The sequence below is a fragment of the Stutzerimonas stutzeri KOS6 genome, from assembly GCF_000307775.2.
Classification (GTDB): Bacteria; Pseudomonadota; Gammaproteobacteria; order Pseudomonadales; family Pseudomonadaceae; genus Stutzerimonas; species Stutzerimonas stutzeri_B.
The window spans coordinates 90,096-106,075 of the sequence record NZ_KK020675.1; the positions used below are offsets into that span (position 1 = coordinate 90,096).

Genomic DNA, 15,980 nt, shown 5'->3' on the forward strand with positions numbered 1-15,980 from the left:
AGGCCTGCGGCCTGCATCGCCGCGGGGGCGCGCCTCCCACGGGATGGTGGGGCTGGTTTGCTTTTTGTGGGAGGCCCGACCTCGGGGCGATGCTTTTGGCTTTTGGGGCAGGCCTGTGGCCTGCATCGCCGCGGGGGCGCGCCTCCCATGGGTGCTGCTTTGTCAGCGTGCCGCTTCGAACAGGCCTGCGGCGCCCATGCCACCGCCCACGCACATCGTCACGACGCCATAGCGCAGGTTGCGGCGCTGCAGTTCACGAACGATATGGCCCGCCGTGCGCGAACCGGTCATACCGAATGGATGGCCGATGGAGATCGAACCGCCATTGACGTTGTATTTCTCGTTATCGATGCCCAGCGTGTCGCGGCAATACAGGCACTGCGAGGCAAAAGCTTCGTTAAGCTCCCACAGGTCAATGTCGTCAATCTGCAGCCCCCTGGCCTTGAGCAGGCGCGGCACGGCATACACCGGGCCGATGCCCATTTCTTCCGGCTCGCAACCTGCCACGGTAAAGCCACGAAAGAATGCACGCGGCTTGAGCCCCAGTTCGATGGCCTTCTCCAGGCTCATCACCAGGGTCATGGACGCTCCATCGGACAGCTGCGAGGCGTTGCCGGCAGTGACCGAGCCATCCTCGGCGAACACCGGCTTGAGCCCAGCCAGGCTTTCGAGCGTAGTGTCCGAACGGTTGCAGTCATCGCCCTCGACCACACCTTGATGCACGGTGCGCTCGCCGGTGTTCTTGTCCTCGGTGAAGTACTGGACATTCATCGGCACGATCTCGTCGCTGAACAGCCCCTCTGCCTGTGCACGTGCGGTGCGCTGTTGGCTCTGCAGCGAGTAGATATCCTGCTGCTCACGGGTGACATTGTAGCGACGCGCTACCAGCTCGGCCGTCTGACCCATGGTGTGGTAGATGCCCGGCACCCGCTCCTGGATGATTGGGTTGAACAGATGATCCGTATTACGACTCTTGAGGGTCAGGGTGATGGATTCCACCCCACCGGCGACGATGATGTCGCTGCAGCCAGAGGCGATCTGGTTGGCCGCCACGGCAATGGCCTGCAGCCCGGACGAGCAGTAGCGATTCAGGGTCATACCTGCGCAGCCGATGCCCAACCGGGACAGCACCGCCACGTTGCGTCCGATGTTGTAGCCCTGCGCGCCCTCGTTGGAGCCGGCCCCGACGATGCAGTCCTCGACCAGCGAAGGGTCCAGGTCGTTGCGCGACAACAGTGCGTCGACGCAGTGCGCCGCCATGTCATCAGGGCGGGTCATGTTGAATTTGCCACGGAAGGACTTGGCCAGGCCGGTCCGCACGCTATCGACGATCACTACTTCACGCATGGGATACCTCGGGAAACGAGGCGGTCGCGGGTATTGTGACGGCGCGAAGCGCACGGATTGTTCCACGACCGCAGGGTGGACGGTGACAACAGGATAGTGGCCGTGCTACCCCATGACGACGACCATTCAGCTTGCCTATGAACAGCCATCGCCTTCAGGATCGCCCGAACAGCCCACCATGTTGAGCGCAAACACAAACAACCCCACCGAACCCAGTACCCCAAAAGCGTCGCCCCGACGCCGGGCCTCCCACAAAAGCAAACCAGCCCCACCGAACCCGCGGGAGGCGCGCCCTCGCGGCGGTAGCAGGCCACAGGCCTGCCCCAAAACCCAAAAAGCTCGCCCCCGGGTCGGGGCCTCCCACAAAAAGCAAACCAACCCCACCGAACCCGTGGGAGGCGCGCCCTCGCGGCGATAGCAGGCCACAGGCCTGCCAAAAACCTCAAAAAGCTCGCCCCCGGGTCGGGGCCTCCCACAAAAAGCAAACCAACCCCACCGAACCCGTGGGAGGCGCGCCCTCGCGGCGATAGCAGGCCACAGGTCTGCCAAAAACCGGCATTCGCTCAATGCGCCCTTTCGATCGCAGCCTCCAGCGCCTCGTTCAACGTACGGAGCACCTTGATCCGGGCGAAGCGCTTGTCGTTGGCTTCCACCAGGGTCCAGGGGGCAATTTCGGTACTGGTTCGATCGACCATATCCGCCACCGCATGTCCGTAATCATCCCAGCGGTCACGGTTGCGCCAGTCTTCGTCGGTGATCTTGAAACGCTTGAAGGGAGTGTCTTCACGCGCCTTGAACCGCTCGAGCTGGGTGTGCTGGTCGATACTCAGCCAGAACTTCACCAGCACCACATCGGCATCCACCAGCTGTTCTTCGAAATCGTTGATTTCCGAATAGGCCCGCAGCCATTCGTCCGGTGTACAAAAGCCCTCGACGCGCTCCACCAGCACCCGGCCATACCAGGATCTATCGAAGATGGTGAATTTGCCTCGCTCTGGAACATTGCGCCAGAAGCGCCAGAGCCAGGGCTGGGCCCGTTCTTCGTCGGTCGGTGCAGCGATCTGCACAGTGCGGTACAGGCGCGGATCCAGTGCCCCGGTGACACGACGGATCGCACTGCCCTTGCCCGCCGCGTCATGCCCCTCGAACAGCGCCAGAACGCCACGTCTGCGCAGGCGCCGGTCGCGCAGCAACTGCGACAGCCGAGCCTGCTCCGCTGCGAGCTGCTGCTGATACTGTCCCTTGTTCAGCCTCTGCGACAGATCCAGGCTGTCCAGCAGGCTCAGCCGGTCCAGGTCGATCTGCAATGGTGCCGAATGTGGCTGAGTCGCGGGCGAGCCAGGCTGTTCCGCAGCGTCGAGCGCGGCCTGCAACCCCTCCAGAATGATGCGGCCGACCATCAGGCTGCGATAGCGCTCGTCAGCCCCCTCGATCACGTACCAGGGCGCGAAATCCCGGCTGCTCAAGCGCAGGATCTTCTCGCCGTGGCGCACGAACTTGTCGTAGGTCTTCGATTGTTGCCAGTCCAGCGGACTGATACGCCAGCTATGCAACGGATCATTCTTCAATGAGTCGAGCCTTGCCTTCATCCGTTCCTTGGACAGGTGAAACCAGAACTTGAAGATCAGCGAACCTTCATCGCAAAGCATCCGCTCGAGGCGCTGCGCCCGCGCAGTAGCCAACTTCAGCTCGGCACTGTTGATGCGACCGTGCACGCGATCCTCGAGCATCTTGCTGTACCAGTTGCCGAAGAAGATCCCGGTATGCCCTTTCGGCGGTAGCCGCCGCCAGAAGCGCCAGGCGGGGGGGCGAGCCAACTCTTCATCACTCGGCACATCGAAGCTGTCGACACGAATCAGCCGCGGGTCCATCCATTCGTTGAGCAGCTTGATGGTTTCGCCCTTGCCCGCCCCCTCGATGCCGTTGATCAGGATCAGCACCGGGAACCGCGCTTGCGCCTTGAGCCGGTACTGCGCCTGCAACAACGCCTCGCGCAGCTCCGGCACTGCGGCGTCGTAAGTCGCCTTGTCGATGGAATGGCCGATTTCGGCAGATTCGAACATCGCTGTCTCCGTCCCAGATGATGCACGCAACCCTAGCAGGCGAGCCGAGGGTTTAGCGAGGACGATGCGGAGCTGGATCGCTCTACGTTGATCCCTGTCGCCGTCCCTGGGCCTGAAGGCTATAGCGGGCCAAGCGTTTCCCGCCGACGTTGAGGCACAATGGCAGCCATGAACGACCGCCCGCCGATCCCGCTCTGCTGTACGCCTCCCCTCGACCACTGGCCGTTGCCCGTGGGCCTGCCCGGGGTGCGCCTGCTGAGCACGCAATTCGACCCGGCATTGCTTACCCCCGACGACTTTGTCCGCTGGAGAATCCCCGTACCGAAAGGCATCGGCAAACGACAGACAGAGTTTCTTGCCGGCCGCTTGTGCGCCTGCGAAGCCCTGCATCGCCTGACCGGCATGCGCTTCGTGCCGACAGTGGGTGAAGACCGCGCGCCACAATGGCCGGTCGGTGTCGTTGGCTCCATCACCCACGGTGCCGGCTGGGCCGGCGTTGTCGTCGCTCGGCAAACGAACTGGCGCGGCCTTGGGTTGGACATCGAACGCATGCTGGCGGCTGGGCGAGCCGACCGGCTGGCCAGTGAAATTCTCACATCGCGTGAACTGGCGATCCATGCGCCGCAGGGCGACAGCGAACGCGCAGAGCTGGTCACCCGCACTTTCTCGCTCAAGGAAAGCCTGTTCAAGGCCCTCTACCCGCTGGTGAAGCGGCGCTTCTACTTCCAGGACGCCGAAGTGCTCGAAACCACGCCGGAGGGTCACGCGCGCCTGCGCCTGCTGGTCGATCTATCCGAAACCTGGCACCGCGGTATCGAAATCGACGGCCAATTCGTCATCTTCGACGGCTATCTGCTCAGTCTGGTCAGCATCCCCGCCTGACTACGCCACGCTCATTAGCCTGGAAGCCTCGTGGGTTGGATTGAGGAGCATAGCGACGAAGCCCAACAAAAAGATCGCTGGGGTAATCCAAGGCGCCAACGATCAGCGGAGTGCTGCGCCCAGCTCATGAGAATGAGCAATACGCCGGGCGATACGGAAGAGTTCGGCGTGCCGAAAAACCGAACCCTCATCCGCCCCGCGAGTCAATCAGACAAGCCACACACAGGCGTGCACGCCTATAATCGCGCCCTCACGAATCTAAACAGGTACACCATGGCCAATCCCTACCACGACCACAACCTGGCACTGCTGGCTCACCTGCGAGGCATCCTGCTCGCCATGGGCGAGGCCGAACAAGTCTCGGAAGAAAGCCACGCGCTGTTCCTCGAGCGCTTCGACGAACTGATCGTGAGTCTGCAAAATGTGCCGGAAGAGCGGCACATGGGCCAGGACCTGATCTGCCAGGTCTTCCACCGCTACCCGCAAATCGCCCACCTGGTCCCGCGCGACCTGCTGTGGTTCTTCGGCGGCGACTGCCTGCACTACATGCCCGACGAAGAAATCGCCATCTTCCAGCAACTCGAAGAACGCCGCTACGAAGCCGAGCAGAACGACGAGCCCTTCGACTGGAACCATGAAAAACAGCTACTGAGCATGCCGGATGAAGGTGCGAGGCACTAAGTCACGCAACTGCGCAACAGCAGTTGCGCTTGCGAGCCGACGATGCGGCAGGTCATGGTGAGCTATATCTAGCTATTACACCAAGGCTTGCGCACGCCACTGACGTATTGGCCTTGATCGAATCCACCGACAGCGCCCCGGACTCACCACACTCAGCCGGCCCTGTCGATGATCATGCTGCATCGAACTCGAAGACAGAGCCTCGTGTGCGGGAGCCGCTTCAAACCACTGCCCTGACGAGTTGCAGTCCGAACAGAGGAGTTCCGCTAACGCTACTCCTCGTCATTGACCCTGTCGCGCAATTCCTTTCCCGGCTTGAAATGAGGGACGAATTTGCCGTCCAGGCTAACCGACTGACCAGTTTTTGGATTGCGTCCGACACGAGGCGCGCGGTAATGCAGAGAAAAACTGCCGAAGCCGCGAATTTCGATCCTGTCGCCAGTGGCCAAGGCCTGAGCCATTTGCTCAAGCATGGTCTTGATGGCCAGCTCGACATCCTTTGACGAAAGCAGCCCCTGCTGGGTGACGATGCGCTCGATCAACTCCGACTTGGTCATGGTTTTCCCTTCGTTTTCAAGCGGCTAGATCATTAGGGTTGCGATCGTTTGTAGCATGTTGTTCAGAGTTTGAACAGCCTGCAAAGGATTGACGGAAGGAGTTTTTCCTTGTACTGCGGTGAGGACTGTGCCGGTTTTGTGGGAAACCGATCTTGGGGGCGAGCTTTTGAATTCGAGGCAGGCCTGTGGCCTGCTATCGCCGCGGGGGCGCGCCTCCCACGGGTTAGTGCGGGCTGGCGGCTTTTGTGGGAGGCCCGACCTCGGCGCGAGGCTTTTGGCTTTGGGGCAGGCCTGAGGCCTGCTATCGCCGCGGGGGCGCGCCTCCCACGGGGTTGGTGTGGGCTGGCGGCTTTTGTGAACTTGGCTATAAAAAAGGCGGGCTATAAGCCCGCCTCCTTGTCTATCTATCTACTGCTCAATCTTCGCGATAACGGCGCAGCTTCAGCTGCTTGCCGCCAACACGGGTGTCCTTGAGCTTGCCGAGCAGGCGGTCGAGGCCCTCTTCGGGGAGTTCAACCAGGCTGAAGCTGTCGCGCACCTGGATGCGGCCGATGGCTTCGCGAGCCAGGCCACCTTCGTTGAGGATCGCGCCGAGCAGGTTGCGGGCGGCGATGCCGTCGCGGGCTCCCAACGGAGTGCGGCAGCGGGCGCGGCCTTCGGCCAGCGGCATCGGAGCGCGACGCTCGCGATCACCACTACGCTCAGGACGATCGGAACGCTCGCTGCGCTCACGCGGGCCACTGGTCGGAACCAGGGGCTGCTCTTTCTCCACCTCGGCCAACGTCAGTGCCTGACCGTTGGTGGCCTTGCGCAGCAGCGCAGCGGCCAGCGCGCGGGGGCTGCAGCCGATATCGGCAACCAGCTTGTCGAGCAATTCGCCGTGAGTGGCTTCGGCGTCGGCTACCAACGGCGCGAGGCTGTTGGTGAGCTTCTTGATGCGGGCGTCCAGCACCTGCTGCGCATTGGGCAGACGAGCTTCGGCGACCTTCTGATTGGTCACGCGCTCGATAACCTGCAGCATGCGACGCTCACGCGGAGTGACCAGCAGCAGCGCGCGACCTTCACGGCCGGCGCGGCCGGTACGACCGATGCGGTGCACGTAGGATTCCGGGTCGTAGGGCATGTCCACGTTGAACACGTGGGTGATGCGTGCCACGTCGAGACCGCGCGCGGCGACGTCGGTGGCGACAACGATGTCCAGGCGACCGTCCTTGAGCGATTCGATGACGCGCTCACGCTGGTTCTGGGCGATGTCACCGTTCAGCGCGGCGGCCTTGTAGCCCTTGGCTTCCAGCGCGGCGGCCAGGTCCAGAGTGGCCTGCTTGGTCCGCACGAAGGCGATCAGCGCGTCGAAATCTTCCACTTCCAGCAGACGCAGAACGGCCTGGATCTTCTGATCGGCATGGACCATCAGGTGCGCCTGCTCGATGCGGGCAACAGTCTGGGTCTTGGCGGCGATCTTGATGTGCTGCGGCTCACGCAAGTGCTTCTCGGCGATAGCGCGGATGGAGTGCGGCAGCGTGGCGGAGAACAGCACACTCTGACGGCTTTCCGGCATGGCTTCGAAGATCACTTCCAGGTCATCCATGAAGCCGAGCTTGAGCATCTCGTCAGCCTCGTCGAGTACCAGGAAGCGAATGGTCGACAGCAGCCCACTGTTGCGGCTCAGGTGATCGACCAGACGCCCCGGAGTCGCAACGATGACCTGCGCGCCCTGGCGAATGGCCTTGAGCTGCGGCCCCATCGGGGCACCACCATAGATGGCGACCACGCCAAGGCCGGGCATCTGCTTGGAATAGGTTTCGAATGCAGTGGCGACCTGCAGCGCCAGCTCGCGGGTCGGCGCGAGGATCAGTGCCTGCGGCTCACGCTTGGCTGGGTCGATCTTGGACAGGATCGGCAGCGCGAACGCCGCGGTCTTGCCGGTGCCTGTCTGGGCCTGGCCGATCATGTCGTGGCCACCAAGGATCACCGGGATCGCCTGGGACTGGATCGGAGAAGGTTCTTCGTAGCCGACTGCACTGATGGCAGCCAGAACAGCGGAGTGAATACCGAGTGCGGCAAAGCCGCCGATTTCCTGGGTCATGGGTCTTGTCTCTGATGCTCCGCAAGACCCATTGTTCCGAAGCTGCGCATGCCGTGCAAAACCCGAAGGTCACCCTGGCAGCCTGGTCGGCGGGGTTGCGAAAACGTATGGATGATGAATCGTCAAGGATAGTCCGCTTGAAGCGGACAGCAGCCGAAGCAGCGCTTCGTGTGTTGCAGTACCTGAACGCAGGCTGGGTTTCAGCCGGCGCGTACTATACCGGAATAACGTGAGCCTGTGCGCGTATTTTGCTTAGGCGCGTCGGGTGATGCTTTCTCAGGCTTTACCCTTCGGGGCAGGCCTGTGGCCTGCATCGCCCGCGGGGGCGCGCCTCCCACTGGATTGGTGTGGGCCGTGCGGCTTTCGTGGGAGGCCCGACCCCGGGGCGATGCTTTTGGGGTTTGGTGCAGGCCTGCGGCCTGCAACGCCGCGGGGGGGCGCCTCCCACTTGGATTGGTGTGGGCTGTGCGGCTTTCGTGGGAGGCCCCACCCCGGGGCGATGCTTTTGGGGCTTGGGGCAGGCCTGTGGCCTGCATCGCCGCGGCGGCGCGCCTCCCACTGGATTGGTGTGGGCTGTGCGGCTTTCGTGGGAGGCCCGACCTCGGGGCGATGCTTTTGGCGTGATCAATCGAGCCTTCACTTGGCCAGTGTGCGCCGACTGTTTCTCAAGGAGATGAAATGAGCAAGGAAGCTTATCCAGCATCTAGTCGATTGCGCCGCGGTCGCTGCTCGACGATCAGTCAGGTCTACCTGGTAACCACGGTTACAAAACACCGAGCCAGTGTCTTCGCTGACCTCACCGCCGCTCGTACGCTGATCCGCACGATACGTGAAGATGCCAGGCGAGGTTCACATCTGACGCTGGCCTTTGTCGTCATGCCTGACCACCTGCATTGGCTGTTGCAGCTGGAGCAAGCGTCGCTTTCGGAGCTTGTTGGCAGGGTGAAGTCACTATCCGCCCGGCGGCTGGGTGGAGGCGTCTGGCAGGACGGCTTTCATGACCGGTCCCTGCGAGGCGAGGAGGATTTGCAGGCGATTGCCAGATACATCGTCGCCAATCCGCTGCGAGCAGGATTGGTTGAGCGGATCGGGGATTACCCCCACTGGGATGCGGTTTGGCTTAAATAGGCTCGGGCAGGCCTTCTGCCTGCATCGCCGCGGGGGCGCGCCTCCCACGGGGTTGGCGGGGCTTTGCGGCTTTTTGTAAGAGGCCCGACCCCGGGGCGATGCTTTGGGGTTGGGGCAGGCCTGCGGCCTGCTTTCGCCGCGGGGGCGCGCCTCCCACGATTGATGGGGCTTTGCGGCTTTTGTGGGAGGCCCGACCCCGGGGCGATGCTTTGGGGTTGGGGCAGGCCTGCGGCCTGCTTTCGCCGCGGGGGCGCGCCTCCCACGATTGGTGGGGCTTTGCGGCTTTTGTGGGAGGCCCGACCCCGGGGCGATGCTTTTGAGGATTGGGGCAGACCTGCGGCCCGCTTTCGCCGCGGGGGCGCGCCTCCCACGGGATTGGTGTGGTTTGCTGCTTTTGTGGGAGGCCCGACCCCAGGGCGATGCTTTTGAGGATTGGGGGGTTCAGACGGCCTCGCTGATGATGGTGCTGACGCGAAAGCGTCCCACCAGTTGCTGCAGCTTGCCGGCCGTGTGGCGAACGCGCTCGGCGCTGTCCTGCAGCACACCCAGCGTCTGCCCCATTTCGCTCGATGCCTGGTCGACGCCCCGGATGGTCTGGCCGTAATGCAGGCTGCGTTCGTTGAGGTGCTTGATGATGTCGAATATGCGCTCGACAGTCTGGTGCAGGTGCACGTTCTCCGACGAAGCCTCTTCGGTCAAACGCAGGCTGCTGTCGACGTTTTGCACGCCGCCTTCCATGAACGAAACCGCCTGGCGCGTCTCGGTCTGCAGGCTTTCGACCTTGTGCCGAATGTCCTCGGCCGCCTTGGCGGTGCGCTGGGCCAGGGAGCGCACCTCGCCGGCCACCACGGCGAAACCGCGACCGTGATCGCCAGCACGAGCGGCCTCGATCGCGGCATTCAATGCCAGCAGGTTGGTCTGGGTGGTGATATCGCTGATGAGGCGGACGATCTCATCGATTTCGCCCATGCGGCTATCGAGCAGCTGCACGCTCTGAGCCGAGCGCTGAACGACGTCACGGATCGATTCGGTGCCTTCGCGTACGGTGTCGAAACGCTCACGGGCACGACGCATCACCTCGTCCATGGCCGCTTTCATTTCTTCGGCGGTCTTGGAAGCCTGCTGGATTTCACCCAGTTGCTCTTCCACCAGCAACAACAACTGGTGAATGGACTCGGCGACATCGCTGGTGGTCTGCCCCGCTTCGCTGCTGCGCGCAAGCATCACTTCGTTGTCCTGGCGGACGTGCTTCGATACCTGGATGACCTGCCCGACCACGCCGTCCAGGCTGTCGATGAAGCTGTTGATCCAGCGCCCCATGTCGCCGCTTTCATCGCGCTGCATGGTACTGGCGTCGACGCGCTGGCGCAGGTTGCCCTCGCCCTCGGCCAAGGTGCGGATTACCTCGGTCATTTCCTGCATGCGCGCCGCCAGCCGTCGCGGACCGAACGAAGCGAAGGCCCAGGCACCGAGCACCAGCAGCAGACCGTTGAGCACGTAGAGCATCGTCTGCGACAGGCCACTGAAGGCCTGCAGCAAGCCGCCGATGACGAACAGCGTGGTCACGGTGGTCAGATAAGTCTTCATCAGGCCGACACTCAGCGAGCGGCGCCGATAGACCTCTTCCAGATCGGCCTCGCACATCATGCCCCAGCGGTCCGGCGAACCCTGCAGCTGGAAGGTGACGCCCTTGCCGATCACCGGGATATGCCGGTAGTCGGAATAGCCGGGATAGGTGACGAACAGATTCGAGCCCTTGGCGATGGTTTCGCGCACGCCCGGGTGCAGCTGCCCGGTGGCCGGATCGGTGAAGCGCAGCTCCAGCTCGGTGTGCTGCTGCACGCTGACCGTGCCCCACCGGGTATGCACGCCGCTCTTGAGGTTCTCGCCGTGGCTGAAGGTGGAATCCTCGAAGCGCGAGCGCGACAGGGCCGTGCCCGGCTGGATGTGGCTGTCGAAGCGCGATTCGACCATGAACAGGTAGTTGTCGCCCGACTCGGGGTAGACGTGCCCGGCCTCGCGCTGGATCAGGTCGCCGAGCACATCGTTGGGCACCCGCGCGCAGATGCAACCAAGGCTTTTGCCGCCCACGTGCACGGGCTGATAGAACATCAGCGTCACCGTATCATGGAAGCGCGAAGTGGTCGCGCCCAGGCGCTGGGTCAGCGGATCGCGATAGGGGCCGTGCAGGAACGGCCTGGCCAGCCCCTGCGCCACGGCTTTGCCGTCGAGATCCTGCTGCCCGACATGGGCAGCACAGGTGGAGGCCAGCACCCTGCCCTGCGGATCGATGACGAACAGTTCGGACAGGTCCGCCAGTTGCGTACGCTTCTTCTCCAGGGCTTCGGCGTCGACATGAGCGAAGGCTTCGCCCAGATTGTCGGCCAGGTCGGCCAAGTGTTCCCAGTGGGCAGCGACCCAACCCTGCAGAATCCGCACGCGGGACTGGGCGACCCCCTCGAAGACCTGCTCGACCACTGGATAAACGCCGCGATTCAACCAGCACGACCAGCGCATCGCCAGCTTGCCGGTGCGGCCAAAGACGGGAAGCCAGGCGCGTTCGCGGGCCGAAAGGTGCATCTGTTTGCTTTGAAGATGGGGCACGGGCCGGTTCCTTGCTGCAGACAAAGATACTGGCCAATTGCAATTAACAGACCAGTGTAGATGGGTATCATCCCGCCGCTCGCCTACCGAGCCCCTCGGCCCCTTTGTGGTGCAAGCCACGGCAGCGCCAGCAGCGTCGGACATGCTCGGCAATCGAACCGTTGCGTCCGCCGTGGGGCAGCAGCAGGCGCGCCAGCACGGCATTTCCAAACCAGGCGCCTGCCTTCAGGTAAAGAACCTCGCACAGTCCGCCTTCAGACAAGAGCGCACCAAAAAGACGCACGAGCAACAAATAGGACGCGGAAAACGCACCAAGGAAGAACCTGGTCAACTGGCAGGGCGTAGCGCGCCGATCAGCGAATCGAGTGAATATCCCAGCGACTTTGCCAGCGCATCGGCACGCTGACGCAGCCCCGCCTCGTCCAGCCCCTGATCGAGATCCGCCGGCACGAGCAGCACCACATTGCCCTCCTTCACCGGACACTCCCAGTAATGGCGGTGATAGAGCCCGCGCAGCAACGCGGCCCCCAGCGGGCGATTGTCATCGGTACCCCACTGATTGATGACCAGCCAGCCACCAGGATTGAGTTTTTCCTGGCAGCGCCTGAGAAAATCCCAGGCCAGGTGAGCCGCGTCCGGGCCGGCGTCGTTGTAGAGGTCGACAAAGATCAGGTCAGCGGTTTCGGCTGTCGCCAGCAGCTCGGTCGCATCACCGATGCGGATATACAGCCGCGGATCGTTCTGCAGCCCGAGATAGCGCATCGCCAGTTCAGGCACGGCGGGGCGCAACTCGATGACTTCTACATCCTCCAGCGGCAGGAACTGCAGACACGCCTGAGTCAGGTTGCCTCCCCCCAGACCGAGAAACAGCGCCGTTTCCGGAGCTGGATGACAAAGGCCGCCCAGCAGCATTGCGCGGGTATAGTCGTACTCGAGCCAGGCCGGATCGGCGGTGAACACGCAGCTTTGCTCGACCGCGGCGCCGAACTCGAGAAAGCGGTATTCGCCCACCTCGAGTACTCGAATGAGTCCGAACGCGTCGCGCACCTCGGCGAGCAAACGCTCCTCTTTTTCCATCGATCTGCTCCGCAATAGTTCGCTCAGCCTGGCGGCAATGGCCGCATCTTACGCAGGCCGATAGTCCATCGCTATCTCCGGCCTCAAAGCGCTTCGGGTAACATCGGCACACTTTTTATGAAAACTGGAACGACCATGAGCCACGCCTGGAGCCCCTCGAGCTGGAGAAGCAAGCCGATTCAACAGCAGCCCGAATACCCCGACGCCGAGCACCTGCAACGGGTCGAAAGCACCCTGGCCGGGCTGCCTCCGCTGGTCTTCGCGGGCGAGGCACGCAATTTGCGCCGGCAGTTCGCCGAAGTCACGCAGGGCCGGGCCTTCCTGCTGCAGGGCGGCGACTGCGCCGAGAGCTTCGCCGAGTTTTCGGCGACCAAGATTCGCGACACCTTCAAAGTGCTGCTGCAGATGGCCATCGTCATGACCTTCGCTGCCGGCTGTCCTGTGGTGAAGGTGGGCCGAATGGCCGGTCAGTTCGCCAAGCCGCGCTCGGCCGGCGACGAGACCATTGATGGCGTGACGCTGCCGGCCTATCGAGGCGATATCGTCAACGGCATCGACTTCAATACGAAAACCCGCGTGCCGGACCCCGAGCGCCTGCTGCAGGCCTATCACCAGTCCACTGCCAGCCTGAACCTGCTAAGGGCCTTCGCCCAGGGCGGTTTCGCCGACCTGCACCAGGTGCACCAGTGGAATCTGGATTTCATCGCCAACTCGCTGCTGGCCGAGAGATATCATCAGCTCGGCGCGCGTATCGACGAAACGCTGAAATTCATGCGCGCCTGCGGCCTGGATGACGCGCCGCAGCTGCGCGAAACCAGCTTCTTCACCGCCCACGAAGCGCTGCTGCTCAATTACGAGCAGGCCTTCGTCCGCCAGGACAGCCTCAGCGGCGGCTGGTACGACTGCTCGGCACACATGCTCTGGATCGGTGACCGCACCCGCCAGCTGGATGGCGCCCATGTGGAATTCCTGCGCGGGGTGGGCAACCCCATCGGGGTCAAGGTCGGCCCGAGCATGGATACGGAGGAACTGATCCGCCTGATCGACATCCTCAACCCGGACAACGATCCCGGCCGCCTCAACCTGATCGTCCGCATGGGGGCGGACAAGGTCGAAGCCGGCCTGCCGCGGCTCGTTCGCGCAGTACAGAACGAGGGGCGCCAGGTGCTGTGGAGTTCCGATCCGATGCACGGCAATACCATGAAGGCCTCCAGCGGCTACAAGACACGCGATTTCGAGCGCGTGCTCGCCGAAGTCCGGCAGTTCTTCGACGTGCATCGCGCCGAAGGCAGCTACCCGGGCGGTATCCATATCGAGATGACCGGACAGAACGTGACCGAATGCATTGGCGGTTCGCGGCCAATCACCGAGGCCGGCCTCAGTGACCGCTACCACACCCACTGCGATCCGCGCCTGAATGCCGACCAGTCGCTGGAACTGGCCTTCATGATCGCCGAGACGCTGAAGCAGGTACGGCCGGATTGATGAGCTCGGCCACCACCGACCACCTGAATCACCATGATCTTGGCCGGTGGCGCACATAAGTAGGGTGGGCTTCAGCCCACCGGATTGCTGGCTGAAAGAGTGGTGGGCTGAAGCCCGCCCTACAGAGGCGTCGTTCATGCGCGTCATCTAGCAGGTCGAACCAACGACACAGGGCCTGGTCCGGGTTATAGAAGCCGAGCGCATCGCGCGCAGCTCAGCAACCCGTGTCGGGTGTCGTAGAGGAATTGCCTGTCATGACTGACTCATCTCAAAGCAAAGGCGCGGTGTTGGCCGCCTGGATCGGGCTGGCGCTCGGGCCCTTGCTGTTGCTTGCCTGCCTGCTCACCCCTCCACCAGGCGGGCTCTCCAGCGAAGCCTGGTTGACGATGGGTCTCGCCGGCTTGATGGCGATCTGGTGGTCCACCGAGGCGATCCCGATCCCGGCCACTTCACTGCTGCCGATCCTACTGATACCCGTATTGGGCATCGACACCCTGGCCAAGGCCACTGCACCGTACGCCAACCCGACCATCTTCCTGTTTCTTGGCGGCTTCCTGCTCGGCCTGGCGATGCAGCGCTGGAATCTGCACAAGCGCATCGCCCTGGCCACCCTGCTGGCGGTAGGCAGTGCGCCCAGCCGCCAGATCGCCGGCTTCATGATCGCCACGGCGTTCATCAGCATGTGGGTCAGCAACACGGCGACCAGCATCATGATGCTGCCGATCGGTCTGTCGGTGATCAGCCTGCTGGTCGCGGGAAGCGACAAGCGTGAAGGCGAGCGCTTTGCCGTCTCCCTGCTGCTCGGCATCGCCTATGCCGCCAGTGTCGGCGGAATCGCCACGCTGATCGGTACACCGCCCAACGCGTTGCTGGCGGCCTTCCTTCGGGAGAGCTACGACGTGCATATCGGTTTCGGTCAGTGGATGCTGCTGGGCCTGCCGGTGAGTATCGGCATGCTGCTGTTCATCTGGTGGTGGCTGACTCGCGGCGGCTTCAGTCTGTCGGGCGGTGACAGCCGCGCCATGCTGAAAAAGGAAATGGCTGCGCTTGGCCCGATGAGCAAGGCCGAGAAGATGGTTGCAGTCGTATTCACCCTGGCGGCGCTGGCCTGGGTCTTCCAGCCGTTCCTGGCCGAATATGTCGATGGCGTGAACGACACCAGCATCGCCATGGCCGCTGCGCTGTCGCTGTTCCTGATTCCGGTGGACTTGCGCCAGCGCGTGTTCCTGCTGGACTGGGAGCAGGCCAACAAGGCGCCCTGGGGTGTACTGCTGCTGTTCGGCGGCGGTTTGTCGCTGGCTGGCGTGATCGGCGCTTCAGGGCTGGCCCAGTGGATCGCGCAGAGCCTGGGCGGTTTCGGCGCGCTTCCATTGATCCTGATGATTGGCCTGGTGGCGCTGGTGATCACGTTCCTTACCGAGATCACCTCCAACACCGCGACTGCGGCAGCCTTCTTGCCACTACTGGGTGCTCTGGCGGTGGCTCAGGGGCTGCCGCCGGAAATGCTGGCGATCCCCGCTGCCATCGCCGCCAGCTGCGCCTTCATGATGCCCGTTGCGACACCGCCGAATGCCATCGTCTTCGGTACCGGCCAGATGCATATCCAGTCGATGATCAAGACGGGATTCGCAATCAACCTGTTCGGCGTGGCGCTGGTCACGCTGCTCTGTTACGGCCTGGTTGGCTGGATCTGGGCGCACTGACCGCACGCCCCGTGGGAGGCGCGCCCCCGCGGCGATAGCAGGCCGCAGGCCTGCCCCAATTCCAAAAGCTCGCCCCGAGGGCGGGCCTCCCACAGAAGCCACCAGCCCCACCAACCCGTGGGAGGCGCGCCCCGCGGCGATAGCAGGCCGCAGGCCTGCCCAATCTCAAAAGCTCGCCCCGAGGGCGGGCCTCCCACAAAAGCAGCAAAGCCCCCACAAACCCCGTGGGAGGCGCGCCCCCGCGGCGATAGCAGGCCGCAGGCCTGCCCCAACGCCAGAGCTCACCCCGAGGTCGGGCCTCCCACAAAAAGCAGCAAAGCCCCCACCAACCCGTGGGAGACGCGCCCCCGCGGCGATAGCAGGCCGC

The 15,980-nt window shown here is 63.4% G+C and carries 11 protein-coding genes; 5 read left to right on the forward strand and 6 right to left on the reverse strand.

Going from position 1 to position 15,980, the window contains the following annotated elements; genetic code table 11:
* Window positions 1–162: 162 nt before the first annotated feature.
* Both B597_RS24355 and pap read right to left on the reverse strand, forming a co-directional pair.
* Window positions 163–1,347, reverse strand: a complete 1,185-nt coding sequence (locus tag B597_RS24355; RefSeq protein ID WP_003292904.1) for a thiolase family protein — start codon at window positions 1,345–1,347, stop codon at window positions 163–165.
* A 563-nt stretch (window positions 1,348–1,910) separates the two neighbouring features.
* The gene (gene pap / locus B597_RS24360) at window positions 1,911–3,410 is read right to left on the reverse strand and encodes a polyphosphate:AMP phosphotransferase (protein ID WP_024161552.1); all 1,500 of its coding nucleotides are present in this window, start codon (window positions 3,408–3,410) and stop codon (window positions 1,911–1,913) included.
* Between the two features lie 168 nt (window positions 3,411–3,578).
* On the opposite strand from pap, the gene B597_RS24365 reads away from it, so the two are divergent.
* Complete coding sequence (locus tag B597_RS24365) at window positions 3,579–4,292, forward strand: 4'-phosphopantetheinyl transferase family protein (protein WP_003292905.1); 714 nt, start codon at window positions 3,579–3,581, stop codon at window positions 4,290–4,292.
* A 273-nt stretch (window positions 4,293–4,565) separates the two neighbouring features.
* A complete protein-coding gene (locus tag B597_RS24370) occupies window positions 4,566–4,973 on the forward strand; it encodes a PA2817 family protein (protein ID WP_003292906.1) in 408 nt (135 codons plus the stop codon).
* A gap of 272 nt (window positions 4,974–5,245) precedes the next feature.
* Here the strand turns inward: B597_RS24370 and ihfB are convergent, their stop codons facing one another.
* Window positions 5,246–5,530 (reverse strand): integration host factor subunit beta, encoded by a 285-nt coding sequence (gene ihfB / locus B597_RS24375; protein ID WP_003292908.1) that lies wholly within the window; start codon window positions 5,528–5,530, stop codon window positions 5,246–5,248.
* A gap of 415 nt (window positions 5,531–5,945) precedes the next feature.
* On the reverse strand, window positions 5,946–7,616 hold the full coding sequence (locus B597_RS24380; protein ID WP_003292909.1) for a DEAD/DEAH box helicase: 1,671 nt from the start codon (window positions 7,614–7,616) through the stop codon (window positions 5,946–5,948).
* Between the two features lie 678 nt (window positions 7,617–8,294).
* On the opposite strand from B597_RS24380, the gene B597_RS24385 reads away from it, so the two are divergent.
* On the forward strand, window positions 8,295–8,744 hold the full coding sequence (locus B597_RS24385) for an REP-associated tyrosine transposase (protein ID WP_003292910.1): 450 nt from the start codon (window positions 8,295–8,297) through the stop codon (window positions 8,742–8,744).
* Window positions 8,745–9,185: 441 nt separating this feature from the next.
* On the opposite strand, the gene B597_RS24390 is transcribed toward B597_RS24385, so the two are convergent.
* A complete protein-coding gene (locus B597_RS24390) occupies window positions 9,186–11,348 on the reverse strand; it encodes a methyl-accepting chemotaxis protein (protein ID WP_003292911.1) in 2,163 nt (720 codons plus the stop codon).
* A 327-nt stretch (window positions 11,349–11,675) separates the two neighbouring features.
* Complete coding sequence (locus B597_RS24395) at window positions 11,676–12,425, reverse strand: spermidine synthase (protein ID WP_003292913.1); 750 nt, start codon at window positions 12,423–12,425, stop codon at window positions 11,676–11,678.
* 135 nt (window positions 12,426–12,560) lie between these two features.
* Here B597_RS24395 and B597_RS24400 point away from each other — a divergent pair, with 135 nt between their 5' ends.
* Together B597_RS24400 and B597_RS24405 are read left to right on the forward strand one after the other, a co-directional pair.
* Window positions 12,561–13,910 carry a class II 3-deoxy-7-phosphoheptulonate synthase gene (locus B597_RS24400; protein WP_003292914.1) on the forward strand — a complete coding sequence of 450 codons (1,350 nt, stop codon included), beginning with the start codon at window positions 12,561–12,563 and terminating at the stop codon, window positions 13,908–13,910.
* 254 nt (window positions 13,911–14,164) lie between these two features.
* Complete coding sequence (locus tag B597_RS24405) at window positions 14,165–15,613, forward strand: SLC13 family permease (RefSeq protein WP_003292916.1); 1,449 nt, start codon at window positions 14,165–14,167, stop codon at window positions 15,611–15,613.
* The last annotated feature ends 367 nt before the right edge of the window (window positions 15,614–15,980 follow it).